At 62.7% G+C, this 14,942-nt stretch carries 14 protein-coding genes; 4 read left to right on the top strand and 10 right to left on the bottom strand.

The genetic code is table 11. The annotated features are described in order from the left end of the window. Nucleotides 1-352, top strand: a 352-nt coding sequence (locus BLQ39_RS12590; protein ID WP_143006470.1) for a transposase, incomplete at its 5' end; no start/stop codon positions are given. A gap of 207 nt (nt 353-559) precedes the next feature. Continuing rightward, complete coding sequence (locus tag BLQ39_RS12585; RefSeq protein WP_092324432.1) at nt 560-859, top strand: DUF6457 domain-containing protein; 300 nt, start codon at nt 560-562, stop codon at nt 857-859. 72 nt (nt 860-931) lie between these two features. Here BLQ39_RS12585 and BLQ39_RS12580 read toward each other — a convergent pair whose 3' ends face one another. Together BLQ39_RS12580 and BLQ39_RS15895 are read right to left on the bottom strand one after the other, a co-directional pair. Beyond that, nucleotides 932-3,286, bottom strand: coding sequence for an FdhF/YdeP family oxidoreductase (locus BLQ39_RS12580; protein ID WP_092324430.1), 2,355 nt, complete (start codon nt 3,284-3,286; stop codon nt 932-934). A 150-nt stretch (nt 3,287-3,436) separates the two neighbouring features. Next, nucleotides 3,437-3,916: a MarR family winged helix-turn-helix transcriptional regulator gene (locus tag BLQ39_RS15895; protein WP_256332757.1), complete on the bottom strand. Its 480-nt coding sequence runs from the start codon at nt 3,914-3,916 to the stop codon at nt 3,437-3,439. Between BLQ39_RS15895 and BLQ39_RS15890 the strand changes: the two genes are divergently transcribed. Together BLQ39_RS15890 and BLQ39_RS12570 are read left to right on the top strand one after the other, a co-directional pair. Continuing rightward, entirely contained in the window at nt 3,915-4,304 is a 390-nt protein-coding gene (locus tag BLQ39_RS15890; protein WP_167738526.1) for a hypothetical protein, read from the top strand. The genes BLQ39_RS15895 and BLQ39_RS15890 overlap by 2 nt on opposite strands. Before the next feature lie 76 nt (nt 4,305-4,380). After that, nucleotides 4,381-5,451 (top strand): TM2 domain-containing protein, encoded by a 1,071-nt coding sequence (locus tag BLQ39_RS12570; RefSeq protein ID WP_092324427.1) that lies wholly within the window; start codon nt 4,381-4,383, stop codon nt 5,449-5,451. Nucleotides 5,452-6,047: 596 nt separating this feature from the next. Here BLQ39_RS12570 and BLQ39_RS12565 read toward each other — a convergent pair. From BLQ39_RS12565 to BLQ39_RS12530, 8 genes are read right to left on the bottom strand one after another with little or no spacing between them, the layout of a single operon-like run. Next, complete coding sequence (locus tag BLQ39_RS12565) at nt 6,048-7,736, bottom strand: amidohydrolase (protein ID WP_092324426.1); 1,689 nt, start codon at nt 7,734-7,736, stop codon at nt 6,048-6,050. Beyond that, nucleotides 7,736-8,965 (bottom strand): flavin monoamine oxidase family protein, encoded by a 1,230-nt coding sequence (locus BLQ39_RS12560; protein WP_277871494.1) that lies wholly within the window; start codon nt 8,963-8,965, stop codon nt 7,736-7,738. Before BLQ39_RS12560 ends, BLQ39_RS12565 begins: the two co-directional genes overlap by 1 nt. A 16-nt stretch (nt 8,966-8,981) precedes the next feature. Further along, nucleotides 8,982-9,404 (bottom strand): cupin domain-containing protein, encoded by a 423-nt coding sequence (locus BLQ39_RS12555; protein WP_241982811.1) that lies wholly within the window; start codon nt 9,402-9,404, stop codon nt 8,982-8,984. A 41-nt stretch (nt 9,405-9,445) separates the two neighbouring features. Then, nucleotides 9,446-10,864 carry an NAD(P)/FAD-dependent oxidoreductase gene (locus BLQ39_RS12550; protein ID WP_092324423.1) on the bottom strand — a complete coding sequence of 473 codons (1,419 nt, stop codon included), beginning with the start codon at nt 10,862-10,864 and terminating at the stop codon, nt 9,446-9,448. Nucleotides 10,865-10,890: 26 nt separating this feature from the next. Further along, on the bottom strand, nt 10,891-12,042 hold the full coding sequence (locus BLQ39_RS12545; RefSeq protein ID WP_092324421.1) for an ABC transporter ATP-binding protein: 1,152 nt from the start codon (nt 12,040-12,042) through the stop codon (nt 10,891-10,893). After that, the gene (locus tag BLQ39_RS12540) at nt 12,032-12,832 is read right to left on the bottom strand and encodes an ABC transporter permease (protein WP_092324420.1); all 801 of its coding nucleotides are present in this window, start codon (nt 12,830-12,832) and stop codon (nt 12,032-12,034) included. The genes BLQ39_RS12545 and BLQ39_RS12540 overlap by 11 nt, the downstream gene beginning before the upstream one ends. Further along, nucleotides 12,832-13,728, bottom strand: coding sequence for an ABC transporter permease (locus BLQ39_RS12535; protein ID WP_092324418.1), 897 nt, complete (start codon nt 13,726-13,728; stop codon nt 12,832-12,834). Before BLQ39_RS12535 ends, BLQ39_RS12540 begins: the two co-directional genes overlap by 1 nt. A gap of 8 nt (nt 13,729-13,736) precedes the next feature. Next, nucleotides 13,737-14,873, bottom strand: a complete 1,137-nt coding sequence (locus tag BLQ39_RS12530) for an ABC transporter substrate-binding protein (RefSeq protein ID WP_092324417.1) — start codon at nt 14,871-14,873, stop codon at nt 13,737-13,739. Nucleotides 14,874-14,942: the final 69 nt, after the last annotated feature.

Genomic DNA, 14,942 nt, shown 5'->3' with positions numbered 1-14,942 from the left:
CCGAACCGGGCCCGGCCGGGCACGGACCCGCCCCGACCGACTGCTGGGCGACAAGGCGTATTCGTCCAAGGCGAACCGGGAATTTCTGCGCACCCGCGGCATCCAAACCGTGATCCCGGAGCGCTCCGACCAGGTCGCGAACCGGAAACGCCGCGGCCGAAACGGCGGTCGGACCATCGGCCTGGACAAGGAGGCATACAAGCGCCGCAACGTCGTCGAACGCTCATTCAACACGTTCAAGCAGTGGCGCGGCCTCGCCACTCGCTACGACAAACTCGCCCTCACCTACCGCGGAGGAGTCGTCCTCCGCGCCATCACCATCTGGTTACACGAATTAGGAGACACGCCCTAGTCTGCCCCGTGGCAGCCAGGCGGTCTCACTCATGCCGAGACGCGGCTTCAGACCACGGACTATTCAGTACGTCGCCGCGAACACGCTCACGCTCTCGGTGTGGCTTTCGGATTCATGGGCTCGGCGCGCGCACTGGGTATCGAAAAAACACGATCGGTGATAACCCTGAGAGCATACCTGCGCCTACTGCCGAATCAAGGAGCCACGATGACGGACCATGACGCCCGCGAACCTGAACTGCGTGACTGGAGCCGCCAGCTCACCCAGGCCCTGCAGATTCTCGACCTTCAGGTTGATCGCAATCTGCTGCTTGACCTCGCGGAGGAATCGAGCGTTGTCAGCCCGTCAGCGGGTCCCATCAGCACCTTCGTTGTCGGCTACGCGGCCGGACTAGCGGCGGCTACGGGCGAGAAAAACGCGACAGCGGCAGTGGAATCAGCCGCCGCCGTCGCACGGCAAGTCCTCGCAGAGCCCACCGCAACCGGCTGGGCTGACACGGCTCAGTAACCCTGGCGACCTGGGTGGTCCGGGTGGTCCGGGTGGTCCGGGGCCGCGCGGCCGAGAGCCGTGCCCCGGCGGTCAGCTCGGCAGGGCCGCCCCCGACCGGTTACGAGCCGCGTTAGGCGCTTTGTCCGCATCCGCTTCCACCGGATCGAGCCGCACGATCACCGCCTTCGACACGGGGGTATTGCTGCCCTCGGCGAGGTGAGAAAGCGGAACCAGAACATTCGCCTCGGGATAGTAGGCCGCGGCACATCCGCGAGCGGTGGGGTAGGACACCAAGCGGAATTTCCGCAGGACCCGCGGGATCTTGTCGCTGAACACCCCGTGCACATCCACGAACTGGCCATCGATAAGGCCCAGCTCGGCGAGGTCATCGGGGTTCACGAAGACCACGTGGCGGCCATTTTTGATGCCGCGATACCGGTCGTTGTGCCCGTAGATCGTGGTGTTGAACTGGTCGTGCGAGCGCAGCGTCTGCAAAATGAGGGTGCCCGGCGGGCGATCGACGGGCTCGAGATCGTTGACGGTGAGTATTGCCTTGCCGATGGGCGTGGGAAAGGTGCGCGAGTCCCGCGGGCCGTTGGGAAGCATGAATCCGCCTTCCTGACGGATCTTCTGGTTGTAGTTTTCGCATCCGTCGACCACGTGGGAGATGTGGTCGCGAATGAGGTCGTAGTTCTGCTCGAAACCGTCCCAGTCGACCTTCACTTTGTCATCGAGAACGGCCCGCGCCAGCCTGGAGATGATCGCCACCTCCGAAAGGAGGCCGGGTGCCACCGGATCGATTTTTCCCCACGACGGATGCACGGCGCTGACGGTGTCCTCGACCGACACGAACTGCGGCCCTGAGGTCTGCATGTCGATCTCGGTGCGGCCCATCGTCGGCAGGATGAGTGCCTCGGCGCCGGTGACCACATGGGACCGGTTGAGTTTCGTGGACACCTGCACGGTCATCTCGGCGCCCCGCATGGCGGCCTCGGCCGCGTTCGTATCGCTGATTGCCGCGACCAGGTTTCCACCGAGCGCCATGAACACCTTGATGTCACCGTCGCGCAGTCCTCTGATTGTCTCGACGGCGTCCGCACCGTGTTCCCGGGGCGGTTCAAACCCGAACTCCCGCTCGAGGGCGTTCAGGAATGCCGGCGGCATTTGTTCCCAGATGCCCATGGTGCGGTCACCCTGCACATTGCTGTGACCGCGAATCGGGGAGGCGCCTGCGCCGGGTTTGCCGATGTTTCCGCGCAACAAGAGCAGATTGATGATCTCTTTGATGGTCGCGACAGCCTTCTTCTGCTGCGTCAGGCCCATGGCCCAGGTCACGATCACGCGATCGGCCTTGAGATAGCGTGCGGCCAATTCGTCGATCTCGTGTTCCTCAAGTCCCGTGGCCTCGAGCACGGTCTGCTCGTCGAGCAGGTTCAGGTGCCGGGTGAGATCTTCCAGGCCAAAGCAGTACTTCGCCAGGAACTCGTGGTCCAGCACAGTTCCGGGATTCTGCGCCTCGGCGGCCAGCACCTTTTTGGAGACCGCCTGCAGCAGCGCCATGTCGCCGCCCAGCCGGATCTGCACGTGCTGGTCGGCGATGGGGGTGCCGCGTCCGATGATTCCCTTGACCCGCTGCGGGTTTTTGTACCGGTGCAGGCCGGCCTCCGGCAGGGGATTGACGGCGACGATCTCCGCGCCGGAGTCCTTCGCCTCTTCCAGGGCCGTCAGCATCCGCGGATGGTTCGTTCCCGGATTCTGACCCATAATGATGATGAGATCGGCCTGGGCAAAGTCGTCGTAGCTGATCGTGGCCTTGCCGATGCCCAGCGTCTGGCCCATGGCCCATCCGGTTGACTCATGGCACATGTTGGAACAGTCAGGCAGGTTGTTCGTGCCGAAAGCGCGCACGAAGAGTTGGTAGGCGAACGCGGCCTCATTCGAGGCGCGCCCGCTCGTGTAGAAGGCGGCCTCGTCCGGGGATTTGAGACCGTTGAGCTTCGTGGCCAACACGGAGAACGCGTCGGCCCAGCTGATCGGTCGGTAGTGGTTCTCGCCTGCGGGCTTATAGACCGGCTCGGTGAGGCGCCCCTGCATTCCGAGCCAATATTCCGACTTCTCCAGCAGGTCGTCAATGGAATGCTGGGCCCAGAAGTCCGATTCGATGATGACCGGAGTGGCCTCCCAGGTGACGGCTTTCGCGCCGTTCTCGCAGAATTCGAAGGCCTTGCGGTGATTCGGGTCGGGCCAGGCGCAACTGGGGCAGTCGAAGCCGTCTTTCTGGTTGAGGGCGAGCATCGTCTTGCCGGTGCGGATGACGCCCAGTTTTTCCAGCGCCGGTTTCATGGAGTGGTACACGCCGGGCACGCCCGCGGCCCAGTCTTTCGGTTTTGTGACCTCGAGGTCGGTGTCGTCTGGCTCTGACACTGAGGGATGCTCGCGAGTCATGGTCCCTACCCTTTCGACAGCCCCACTTAAGCTGTGTCCTTCAGCAGTAACAGCCTTGGCCAGGTGTTGCAAGACCTCAGCCGGGATTGGAAGCGAAGAGCCTGCTCGCTCTGGAGTGAAAAACGAAAGGTTCTCACCCCCCAAGGATCGCTAGAGGTGGGTTGTCGAGCCCGCACTGCCGGGGCGGAGCTCTTCGCGGGGCTCGGACGTGTCGGCACGAGCGGAGTGGCGCACCATCGATCGAGCCACCGACTGGAGTGTCGCGGAGAATGTGTCGAGTTCGGTGCGATCCAGGTCGCTCGTGGCCGCCTCAAGGAGCGCGACGAAGTCGCGATGGACATCGCGCATCATCTGGTGCGCGAGAGGCGTGAGTTCGAGGTAGAGGCTCCGACGATCGTTCGGATTGTTGACCCGGTGGAGCAGCCCTGAATCGACGAGTCGGCGCGAGATGAAGGTGACCGCCGCGGTGGTCATATTCAGGTAGCCGGCGAGTTTCTTGGGCGTGACGCTCACTTCGGCAGCGACCCGGAACAGTGCGCGAAGCTCGCTGGCGGTGAGCCCAGCTGCACCCGCGCCGGCTGGTCCACCTGCGTTCACCCCTCGTGAGCTCCGGCTCGGCGCGACCGGCATGGGACTCGGCCTCGTCGTCGGCATTGTCGGCTCGCTTCTCGTCGCATCCGTTGCCGGCGGTATCGGATCGCTCGTGACGTCCAGCCCGATGGCGGCCGCAGCCACGGAATGCGACGTTGAAACAAACTCCTGGATCAACGTCGGCGACGAAGGCCGAAGCATCTCGATGAACAGCGAGGGCGAGGAGGCGGAGGGCGCCGACATTTCCGATATCGCCTGCATCTTCGGCGAACTCGACATCCCCGACAGCGTCATCAACCGTCTGGAGGGCACCCGCGCCCTCGACGGAGGCCAGACGGCGACCTGGGATGACTTCTCCGCTTCGTGGGGGTACCACCCCGACAACGGCCTCGACATCGTGATCGAGGTCGTGGTCGTGGAGAAATGACCGGCGACGCCCGCCGAACGGCTGGCGCATCCGCGCCAAGCACCTCAATCGCAGCCAACACAAGGAGATCAACACCATGAGCGACAACCAGCACTCGACCCCAGCCGGCATCCCGAACGATCAGCGGGAACAGCCGATCCCCCCGACCTACCCAGCAGCGCAGGAGAACGCCCCCGTGGGCGCCGTCAACGCGATCGCATCGGACAAGTCCTTCGTGGTCACCTGGCTGTTCGCCTGGCTGCTCGGGCTCTTCGCCGTGGACCGTTTCTACCTCGGCAAGGTCGGCACGGGCCTGCTCAAACTGTTCACCCTCTCCGGGTTCGGCATCTGGTGGCTCGTCGACCTGATCCTCGTGCTCGCCGGCGCCCAGCGGGACAAGCAGGGCCGGAAGCTCGCCGGGTACGACGCCAACAAGAAGATCGCCTGGATCATCACGGCCGTCGGGATCGTGCTGTCGATGATCATCTCAGGTGTCACCAACGCGGCGAGCCCGGGCGACAGCCCGGCGGCCGTCGCTCCCCTGGAGAACGAGGATGCGTCGGCGCCCGTCGAGGAGGCACCAGTAGAAGAGCCGCCCGCCGAGGTCGCAACGGTCCAGTCCTGGGCGGACGACAGCTTTGGCACCTTCGCCCCCGTCACGCAGACCGGCACCGGCGACAACCTCGTCACCCTGCCGGCCGGCGCCACGGCCGGAATCGTCACCGCCACCCACGACGGCGGCAGTAACTTCGCGATCTCGGTGTTGGATGCGTCCAACGCCTCCACCGGTCAGCTTCTGGTGAACACCATCGGCAGGTACGCGGGGACGAGCGCCTTCGGCTTCAACTCCCTCGGCGATGGCGTGACTCTTGAGATCTCGGCAGACGGAAAATGGAGCGTGACCATCGCTCCGGTCTCCGCGGCACCAGCGCTCCTCGCCTCGGGCGCCGGAGACCGAGTGTTCCTCTATCAAGGGTCCGCCGGGAAGCTCACGGCCACGCATGCGGGTTCCAGCAACTTCGCGGTGACCGAGCAGACTGGGGAGGACTTCAGCTTCGGTCTGCTCATCAATGAGATCGGAGCATACTCGGGCACGGTCCCGCTCAGCTCCGGACCTTCGGTGATCGTGGTCAACGCCGACGGCCAGTGGACGCTCAAGGCTGAATAGCGTCCACGCGTTAACGAGAAATCGCTCCTGAGGATCCTCAGGAGCGATTTCTTTTGGTTCTGTTCTGTGGGCTGTTCGCGAAACTCGTGATGGTACGGATCGCGAGGCGCCAGAAACCGCATTTTCCTCCGCGTCCCTCGTGATTCTCCTTCACAGTTGACGGACGGTGAGTTGCTGATGCGGCGGCGGATCCCCTCGTCGATCACGCATGCGACTCAAGATGGGCGGAACGGCAGCGAGGATGCCGCAAGACGGTGGTCCTTGTGAAACCCGAAGGAGCCAGGCAAACCTGCAGCCGTCCCGCCAAGGGTTCCATGTGGAACTCGCTGCAACTCCGCAATTTGATCACCTTCCATCATGGTTGGTGGCCCTATTTTCAGTAGGCGTTTATAGCCCTGTTCTCAGTCGGCGTCAACACAGGCCACCGCCTGAAGAACTGCGGGTCGTTGGCTCGGGCGCCGGAGGCGGGAACCCCTCCGGGAATGTCTGAATGCCGTGCGTTTGGTCGCCCAGGAACTTCGGTACGCCGGCTCCTTCTAGTCAGTTCCGGCCATTGTCAGGTTCAAGTAGATCGTCATCTGACCCGTGCTGGGCAGCTACTGGTGGCCGGTAAAAACGTCGGGCGACTCGTCCCCGCGGCGGTACACCAGCGAACCCGCGGAGTAGGTGCGCAGGACGCTAGTCAGGTGGATGTCTTCGGCCGGCAGGTCGAAAAAGTTGCGGTCGAGTACGGCGAGATCGGCGAGATACCCGACGGCGATTTTGCCGGTTTCGTGTTCTTGCCTATTCACAACGGCACTGCCCCAGGTGTACGCAGTGACGGCCGCGGCTAACGAGAGTTGCTGCTGCTCACCTAACGGCCGCTCAACGCTGCCCTCGCTAATTCGGTTGACGCCAACGTGGATGGCGGCGATCGGATCGGGGCTCGACACCGGCCAGTCGCTTCCGGCACAAAGTTGGGCTCGCGCGCGGGCGAGGTCGCCAAAGGGGTAGTAGCGTTCAACGAGTTCCGGTGCCAGAAATGGCACGTTTAACTCATCCAGCTGTCGGGCGTGCGCAGCCCAAAGCATCTGCATGTTTGCGATTGTGCCGAGCTCAGCGAAACGCGGTATGTCCCTCATCCCAACCACCTGCAGGTGAGCAAGGTGATGCCTGTTACCCAGATCACCGTTCGCTTCCCTGGCGGCCTCAATCGCGTCGAGCGACTCGCTTACGGCCCGATCACCGAGGGCGTGGAAATGGACTTGGAACCCCGCTGCATCCAGTGCCGTCACACATACCTTGAGATCCTCGGGATCGATGAATGAAAGGCCGAGATTCTCCGTCACGTCGCCGTGAGCATCCCGGTAGGGCTGGCTCATGGCGGCCGTGAAGTTCTCCGGCACGCCATCCACCATGATCTTGACGGCCGACGCGCGGAAGTGCCCGGATGGATCAGCGTCGCGGATTCGTGCTCGTCGATCGATGATTTCGGGAAGTTGCTCCAGCCCTCGACCTCGCTCCCACCAGATCGCAGCGACGGTGCGCATGGTCAGCTCGCCCCGGGCGACCGCATCGAGGTAAGTCATGGTGGAGTCTTCCATTCCGAGGCCGCTCCCCAACAGCGCATCCTGCCAGGATGTAACGCCGAAGCTGTGCAGATACTCCTGCGCCCGCAAGAGTCCGCGGTCGGCGAGGTCGCCCGTTGCAGACGGTGCGAAGCGGCCGACCAGATCCATCGCACCTTCATGGAGCGTGCCGCTTGGCTCGCCTCCCTGGGTGCGCTCAATGCGTCCGTCGATGGGATCCGGGGTTTCCGCGGTGACACCGGCGAGACCAAGTGCGCGGGAATTGACCCACATGCCGTGGTGATCCCGGTTCATGAGGGCGACAGGCCTGCCCGGGATGACAGCGTCAAGCAGGTCTCGGGTCGGCGTCCCGCCTGCAAAGAACTCCATCGACCAACCTGCGCCCATGATCCACTCTGCGTGTGGGTGCGCACGGGCGTAGTCAGCGATCAACCGGAGGCAGTCTTCTGCATCTTTCGCGCCGGTGAGATCGCACTGCAACAGTTCGATTCCCCCGGCGACGGGATGGATGTGAGCATCCTGAAATCCTGGCAACAACAGGCGGCCTGTGAGCGGAACGACATCCGTGTTTTCTCCCACGAGCGCCGCGATGTCCTCTGCGGCCCCCACCGCCATGATTCGACCGTCCGCTACCGCGACATCGGCGCGGACCGGGGCGTCCTGAGGCGCAGAGAAAATCCAGCCGTCAACGAATACGATGTCCGCCACGCCAGCCATCAGCGTCTCCCTGGCCTACGGTCACCGAGAATCTCTGCTGCGGCCTCGCGTCCGCTTCGTAGGGCACCCTCCATCAACCCTGCGAAATCTCCTCCGAGGTACTCCCCCGCGAAATGCAGGGCCCCGATGGATCGTCTCAGGTAGTCCAGGTCATCTTTTGTGACCTCAGTTCCGCGCGCAGAATAGGCCCCCCTCGCCCACGGGTCGTTGGACCACGTGGTGAGAAGGGCGCCTTCGCTGACCAAAGGCATGTCGGGCTGGGTTTCCTTCACACGTGCAACCCAAGCGTCCGGTCCGTCTCGAACGTCGAGCCGATCCAAGGCCGTGGCTGAGCCAGCAAAGCAATTCAGCACTGCTGGTACACGCCCGGTGCCATCCATAGCGGTCCAGGACCAATATCGGTCGGGAACACTCATGACGGCGCTCGTGTGGACCGAGCGCGCCAAAGGGATATGGAGCTTCGCAGCGTCACCGTAGGCGCTCCGAGCCAACGCGTCCAGCTTCCACCTCGGAAGTGCGGGTGAGATGGATAACTCGCTCACCAACGGCAGCGGAATGGCGAGCACGACGTGGTCGGCACGGTATGTGTCCAGGTCGGTTAGGACCTCGAAGGTGCCGCCCTCAGCCACTATCGCTCTGACCGGGGTGTTGAGATGCACGCGATCACCGAGTCGCCCGGCGAGGGCCTGCGCCAGACCCTGGTTTCCTCCTGCGATGCGATGGCTGGGCAGAGGAGACAGGGATGCCACATGTCCCAGGACACTGCTGTCGAGGAATTCCGCCTCAAGAGCGCAGGAAATCTCGACCCGGCATCGTATGGCCTCGGCGAGATCCGTAGACACCGTGAGGTTAGACAGCACGTCGCTGATCGACAAGCGTTCGTCCCCGCCAATGGCGTCGGTCAGCCTTGACCCGGCCGCGACCATCGCGGCGGAATCGACTTCCCCGGCGCCGCGGGGTTCGCGAAGGTAATAGCTCATTCCCGTGTCGACCAGGCTCAGACCCAATTCGGCGACATAGCTGCGAAGAAGGTCGTATCCGCGAAGAATGAATTCCGCGCCGCGCTCGACAATAACGCTCTGCCCGTCGGGCAGGGGCAGCGATTCCGACCAGACCCGCCCTCCGACCCGGTCGCGCGCCTCAAAGACCTGGACGTCGTGCCCGGCATCCATCAACTCGCTCGCCGCAGCCAATCCGGCCAATCCCGCCCCGACGATAGCTACCCGCACGACGGCTCCACGAGGCTCAGTGCGGTTCGGCAATGGGCTCGGGCTCGGTCGCGGCCCCCACGAGGACATAGGTCTTGCGGATCGTCTCGTGAATGACCCAAGTACCGCGCCACCCAATCGGGAGCACAAGAAGTGAGCCGGCTGCAAGGTGAACGCTCGTCCCGTCGTCACCATGCACCGTGGCGGTTCCGCTCAGGATTTGGCAAACCTCGGTGCAGGTGTCGCGCACAGCGGTGAACTCGCCCGGCTCGCATTCCCAAACCCCGGTTGAGGTGTGGGGGCCGGCCTCCCACAGGCTGAGCGTCGATTCCATCTGACCTGTTCGGCTTGTGGGTTTGGACTGTGGTTGCGGGAGGGCCACAGTATTTGCCATCACGTGACGCAGACTGACGGTCTCGGAGCCGGTCTTCGCGCTGGCCAGGGCTTCGTTTTCGCTCACGATATTTCCTTTTCTGATCGGCGTTGCTCTTGATGGGCAGTTCAGCGGCCCGTGATCTTATTGGCGAAGCGTGCGATCTTGCTGGTGCCCGGCAGGTCCCGTTCGTATTCACGACGGTCAGCTTCGCGATAGAGCGTGTACATGGCTTGCACACCCAGCCAACGCAAAGGTTCAGGCTCCCACGGGCGAACGCGACGCCCGACCCACGGGAGTCGGGTGAGTTCGGTGTCACGGCGGAGCACGAGGTCGGCGAGGGTCCGACCGGCAAGGTTGGTGGTCGTCAACCCACTGCCCACGTAGCCCCCCGCGGTGCCGAGACCAGTTTCCTGGTCGAGTTCAATCGTCGCGCACCAGTCACGGGGTACACCCAGGACACCGCTCCAGGCTTGAGCGATTGGAACGTCACTTGCTGCGGGAAACATGCCGTGGAGCAAGTCAGTCAGAGCGCGGATCGTCCAGCCCTGGGTCTCACCATTGTCATCGGTGCGGGACCCATACCGATACGGGATGCCACGTCCACCGAGGGCGATTCGATTATCCGCGGTGCGCTGGGCATACATGTACGCGTGAGCTGCGTCTCCGAGCAGCTCTCCACTTGCCCACCCGATCTGGGACATCACCGATTCCGGTAGAGGGTCGGTGATGATCATCGAGGAATTCATCGGCAACCACGTGCGCCGTTCACCTTCGATGCTTGGAGTGAATCCCTCCAGGCAGCGAAGAACGATCGGCGCTCGGACTATCCCCCGGTCCGAGTGGACAGTCTGAGGCTTGATCTCTCGCACCGTCGTCTGTTCATAGATGGAGACTCCAAGCCGCTCCACTGCGGCGGCGAGACCCCGCACGAGCTTGGCCGGTTGGACGCGGGCGCAGTGAGGGCTGTAAGTGGCACCTCGGGAACCTTCAACGACGATTCGGGCGTCCAGTTCAGCGCGACTCAGGAGAACAAAGTCGTCCGCGCCCGCGCCCCAAAGTTTTTCATACTCGAGGCTCTCCTGCAGCCGGCCAAGCTGCGCACTGTTGCGGGCGACATGAAGAAGTCCGTCCTTGACAATGTCGGCGTCGATGTTCTCGGCCCGTGCGACTTCGATCACCTCATCCACCGCGCCTCGCATGGCGCGCAGCAAGTCGACAACGCCCTGATGCCCGTGGGTCGACGCGTAGGCAGAGCGTGATCCTGCGAGCTCTGAAGAAAGCCAGCCGCCGTTTCTGCCAGACGCACCGAATCCTGCGAATTCCTTCTCAAGGATGACGATTCGCAGATCGGGCTGCTCGCGTTTCAGGTAGTACGCGGTCCACAGCCCGGTGAACCCAGCCCCGACGATGCAGATGTCGGCTTCCAGGTCGCCAGGAAGCGGAGCACGGTACGCGGGGATTTCGGTGCTGGAGTACCAGAAAGAAACGCCGCCGTTTGGGATCGCACGCTCGGCCTGCCGAGAGTCATGCTTGATGCTGGTCATTGATGCACTCCTGTTTCTGTGGACGGCTAGTGCGATGCGAAGACGGGAACGTGGTCGTCGGCGGCCTGTGGCCTATCGGGGCTCTCATTACTTGTGAGGACAACGGCGTCTTCGGCGCGGAAAGTGAGCCACACGAGGTCCCCGGGGCGATTCGCCGTGACATCACCCGCGGATTCGCGGACGAGGACTTTACTTCCGTCGCCCAGTTCAACCTCAAGCTTGCGTGAGTTGCCAAGGTAGATTTCCTGAAGGATGCGCCCCCGAACCGCGTTGCCGCTCGGTGCCGTCCCGTCGATTGACTGCACTCGAATCCGCTCGGGACGCACGACCAGAGCGGCGGGCGCGCCGGTTCGCGCGTCACCCCGGTGCGCATGCAAAGTCCTGTCTGAACTCAACACCCCCTTCCCCGCTCCATGGTCGACAGCCAGACCGTGGAACAAGGACGATTCACCGACGAACTGTGCGACAAAAATCGTGCTCGGACGCTCGTAGAGGTCTTGGGCGCTGCCCACCTGCTCGATCTTTCCCTGGTTGAACACCGCAATGCGGTCTGAAAGAACGAGGGCTTCGTCCTGGTCATGTGTGACGTATACAAAGGTGGTCCCGAGCTCCGCATGGATCCGCTTGATCTCCAGCTGCAGGGAGTCACGAAGCTTCTTGTCCAATGCCCCGAGTGGTTCATCCATCAGCAGCACTCGCGGGCTGTAAACGATCGCGCGCGCGAGGGCGACGCGCTGCTGCTGCCCGCCGGACAACTGCCGCGGCATGCGGTGGGAGAGATTGGCAAGGCCGACCTTGTTCAATGCATCCGCGACAAGGCGCCCTCGCTCGGATTTGGGCAGTCTGCGCTGGCGAAGCGGATACGCAACGTTGTCGCCCACCGACATGTGAGGAAACAGCGCGTAGTGCTGGAACACCATTCCCATGTTCCGTTTGTGGGGCGGAAGGGCGTAGACGGGCTTGCCATCGACGAGGATTTCACCTTCGGTGACGTCCACGAACCCGGCGATCATGTTGAGTGTGGTCGTCTTGCCCGAACCGCTGGGCCCCAGCAGGGTGAGAAACTCGCCAGGCTCTGCGTTGAGGTCAATCGCGTCTACGGCCGTTGCATCACCGTAACGCTTGGTCAGCTTATTGAGGGTGATGGCAGCACCCTGCGAGATCGAACTATCGGACACGATTCCTCCGAGCAATGTAGAAAGTTGTGGTCAGCGTGAGAACGGTCGTCAATCCCAGGATGAGGGTGGCGGCCGCCGCTATTGTCGGGTCGGTGTCCCGCGTGACGGAGGCGTACATCTTCACGGGGAGGGTTTGAAGATACGGACTCTGAATGAATAGGGACAAGACGACTTCGTCGAAGCTGGTGACGAAGGCAAACAGGGCACCCGAGATAACACCGGGCGCAACGAGCGGCAACGTGACCTGACGGAACGTGGTCCAGCGATTCGCTCCGCAGATAGCCGCGGCGCTCTCGAGGCGACGGTCGAAGCCGTTCAGGCTCGCCGTAACGGGGATGATGACGAACGGCAGAGCGAGAACACTGTGCGCAATGACAAAGCCAAGAGTTGTTCCCAGCAGGTTTGTGCGGAGGAACAGCGCGTACAGCCCGACTGCGACGACGATCACCGGCGCAATCATGGGCGCGAGAAGTATCGCCTTCACGGTCTGTTGGCCACGGAATGCCGATCGGGTCAGAGCTGCAGCAGCAGCGGTGCCGGCAATGGTCGCGACGACCGCGACAAGCGCCCCCACCTGCAAACTGGACGCGAGGGCTCCAACCCAGCTTGGGTCCTGGAAGAAGTTCGTGTACCAGCGCGTCGACCAGCCGGTCGGCGGAAAGGAGAAGGATGGCTTGTCGGTCAGGCTGAGCGGGATGACGATCAACGAAGGAGCGGCCAGCCACAGCGCCACCAGCGCGCAGAACAGCCACAAGGCGCCCTTCCACATCCGTGCCGCGGGCTTTCTCATCAGCGCACCCCCTTGATCGTGCTGGTTGAACGCCCAATGACGAGCGCCAGGATTGCGAGGATCGCGAGCGTGATGACAATTAGCACGACCCCCATGGTCCCGGCGCGACCCCATTGCAGCAGCCCGTTCACCTGAGTGAATATCTGTTGGCTGATCAGCGAATTCCCTGGAGACCCCAGCAGCGCCGGGGTCACGTAAAAGCCCAGGCTGCTAATGAACACGATCAGCGAACCGGCGCCCACCCCAGGTAAGGACAATGGCAGCCAAATCCGAAAGAAGGACGTAATCGGGCCGGCGCCAAGGCTCGAAGAAGCCAGAATCAAGCGGCGATCGATATTTGTCATTACCGCGTACAGCGGCAAGACGAAGAATGGCAGCAGGACCTGACTCATGCCGATAACGACGCCCAGGTTGGTCCTGATGAGCGGGATCTGACCCAGACCGACGGTTGCGAGGAGGGACTGAATCGGCCCGTGATCCTGGAGCAATATCACCCAGGCGAACGTGCGAACCATCAAGCTGGTCCAGAAGGGCACGAGGACCAGCAAGGTCAGCACAGCTCGCAGCTTCGGCCCTGCTGCAACCATGGCGTAGGCGTATGGATATCCCAGCAGCAGGCAGATGACTGTCACGTTGACAGCAGTCGTGAACGTGCGCAGCAGTATCCGCTGCTGCACCGCGTCTCCCAGGTACCACGCGAAGTTGCCAAACCCAACCGAGGGGTCCGTGAACGCGTACCACAGCATGATGACCAGCGGGACGATGAACCCGATGATCAGCAATAGCCCTGCCGGGACGAGCAAGCCCAGGCGGCCCCACCTCTTCGATGGGGCCGCCTGGTCGATGACCGTGTCAGCGGTAATAGGTCCTGCCACGAGTGCTTCCACGGTAGCCATCGAGATGCCTAGCCGGCCAGCCAGTTCGTGTAGGCCGTAACCATTTCGTCATGGTTCTCTGCCCACCAGGCGTTGTCCAGCTTGAAGGCATCCTTGACTCTTTCAGGCGTGGTCGTCACGAAGGATTGAGCCAGCTCGTCCAACTTCGGCTTGGAATCCGTGTTTACGGGACTGTATGAGGTCAGTTCGGTGAGCTTGGCCTGTTGCTCGCTCCCGAGGTAGTAGTTGATCATTGCCATTGATGCTTTCGGGTTTTTAGCGCCGATAGGGACAGCGAGGGCGTCAGCCTCGGGCATCCACTGGTCCCACATCGGCGCGTACGCCGCGCCGTTCTTCACCGCAGAGTACGCGCGACCACTCCAGACCAGCGCCATGTCAACCTGACCCGATTCGAGCAGCTGCTGGGACTGGGCGCCGGTCGACCAGAACACGATGTCCTTCCGGATCGACGCCATCTTCTTCATGGCGCGCTTCTCATCGATCGGGTACATGGCGTCGGCGGAAACACCATCGGCGAGCAAGGCACCTTCAAAGACACCCGGGTCGAGGTCGCCAGTTCCGCCCTCGATCCCTCGCTTACCAGGGAACTTCTTGGTGTCGTAGAAATCGGCCCACCTGGTCGGAGGGTTGGCTCCATACTTCTTGGTGTTGTACATGACGATCATGCCGTAGCTCATCGCCGGCACCGAGCACTTGTCTGTAAGCAGGCCGGCCGGGATCTTGCTCGTGTCCACGATGCTGGTGTCGAGCGGCATGAACAATTTGCCGCACTGCTGGGCTGCGAAGACGTTCGTGGTGTCGACAACGTCCCATGTCACATTTCCTGAGGTGACCTGCGCCTTCAGCTTGGCATTGTCCGTGGGCCCGTCCTGAAGGATTTTCGCGCCTGAAGCAGCACCAAACGGAGAGATGGCTGCGGCGACTTGGCCATCCTGGTAAATACCCCCGTAGGAAACGAAGGTCAGGGTCTGGCCCGTCAAGGCATTTGCCTTGACAGACCCAGAGACCGCCGCTCCGCTCCCGAGATCGACTGGTTTAGCCGGTCCGCCGCCACCTGTGGTACAGGCGGCTAGAAAGAGTGAGCCTGCGGCGACGGTGGCGATGGCACCGACCCGGACACTCCAGGTTGATTTCGCGATTTTCATTTTTTCTCCTTGTGAGCTTCGTTGCGTTTCAGGATGAGGACTCGGCGGTTCCCGTGTTGACCAGAATCA

It is taken from the genome of Cryobacterium psychrotolerans (assembly GCF_900101115.1).
Lineage (GTDB): Bacteria > Actinomycetota > Actinomycetes > Actinomycetales > Microbacteriaceae > Cryobacterium > Cryobacterium psychrotolerans.
Note: the sequence above shows the minus strand (reverse complement) of the source record. Positions and strands in the feature narration are given on the sequence as shown.

Excerpts from the sequence above, each read along its gene's own strand:
- BLQ39_RS12585 (WP_092324432.1), top strand. The coding sequence starts at position 560 with ATGACGGACCATGACGCCCGCGAACCTGAACTGCGTGACTGGAGCCGC.
- BLQ39_RS12580 (WP_092324430.1), bottom strand. The coding sequence starts at position 3,286 with ATGACTCGCGAGCATCCCTCAGTGTCAGAGCCAGACGACACCGACCTC.
- BLQ39_RS15890 (WP_167738526.1), top strand. The coding sequence starts at position 3,915 with ATGGGACTCGGCCTCGTCGTCGGCATTGTCGGCTCGCTTCTCGTCGCA.
- BLQ39_RS15895 (WP_256332757.1), bottom strand. The coding sequence starts at position 3,916 with ATGCCGGTCGCGCCGAGCCGGAGCTCACGAGGGGTGAACGCAGGTGGA.
- BLQ39_RS12570 (WP_092324427.1), top strand. The coding sequence starts at position 4,381 with ATGAGCGACAACCAGCACTCGACCCCAGCCGGCATCCCGAACGATCAG.
- BLQ39_RS12565 (WP_092324426.1), bottom strand. The coding sequence starts at position 7,736 with ATGGCTGGCGTGGCGGACATCGTATTCGTTGACGGCTGGATTTTCTCT.
- BLQ39_RS12550 (WP_092324423.1), bottom strand. The coding sequence starts at position 10,864 with ATGACCAGCATCAAGCATGACTCTCGGCAGGCCGAGCGTGCGATCCCA.
- BLQ39_RS12540 (WP_092324420.1), bottom strand. The coding sequence starts at position 12,832 with ATGAGAAAGCCCGCGGCACGGATGTGGAAGGGCGCCTTGTGGCTGTTC.
- BLQ39_RS12535 (WP_092324418.1), bottom strand. The coding sequence starts at position 13,728 with ATGGCTACCGTGGAAGCACTCGTGGCAGGACCTATTACCGCTGACACG.
- BLQ39_RS12530 (WP_092324417.1), bottom strand. The coding sequence starts at position 14,873 with ATGAAAATCGCGAAATCAACCTGGAGTGTCCGGGTCGGTGCCATCGCC.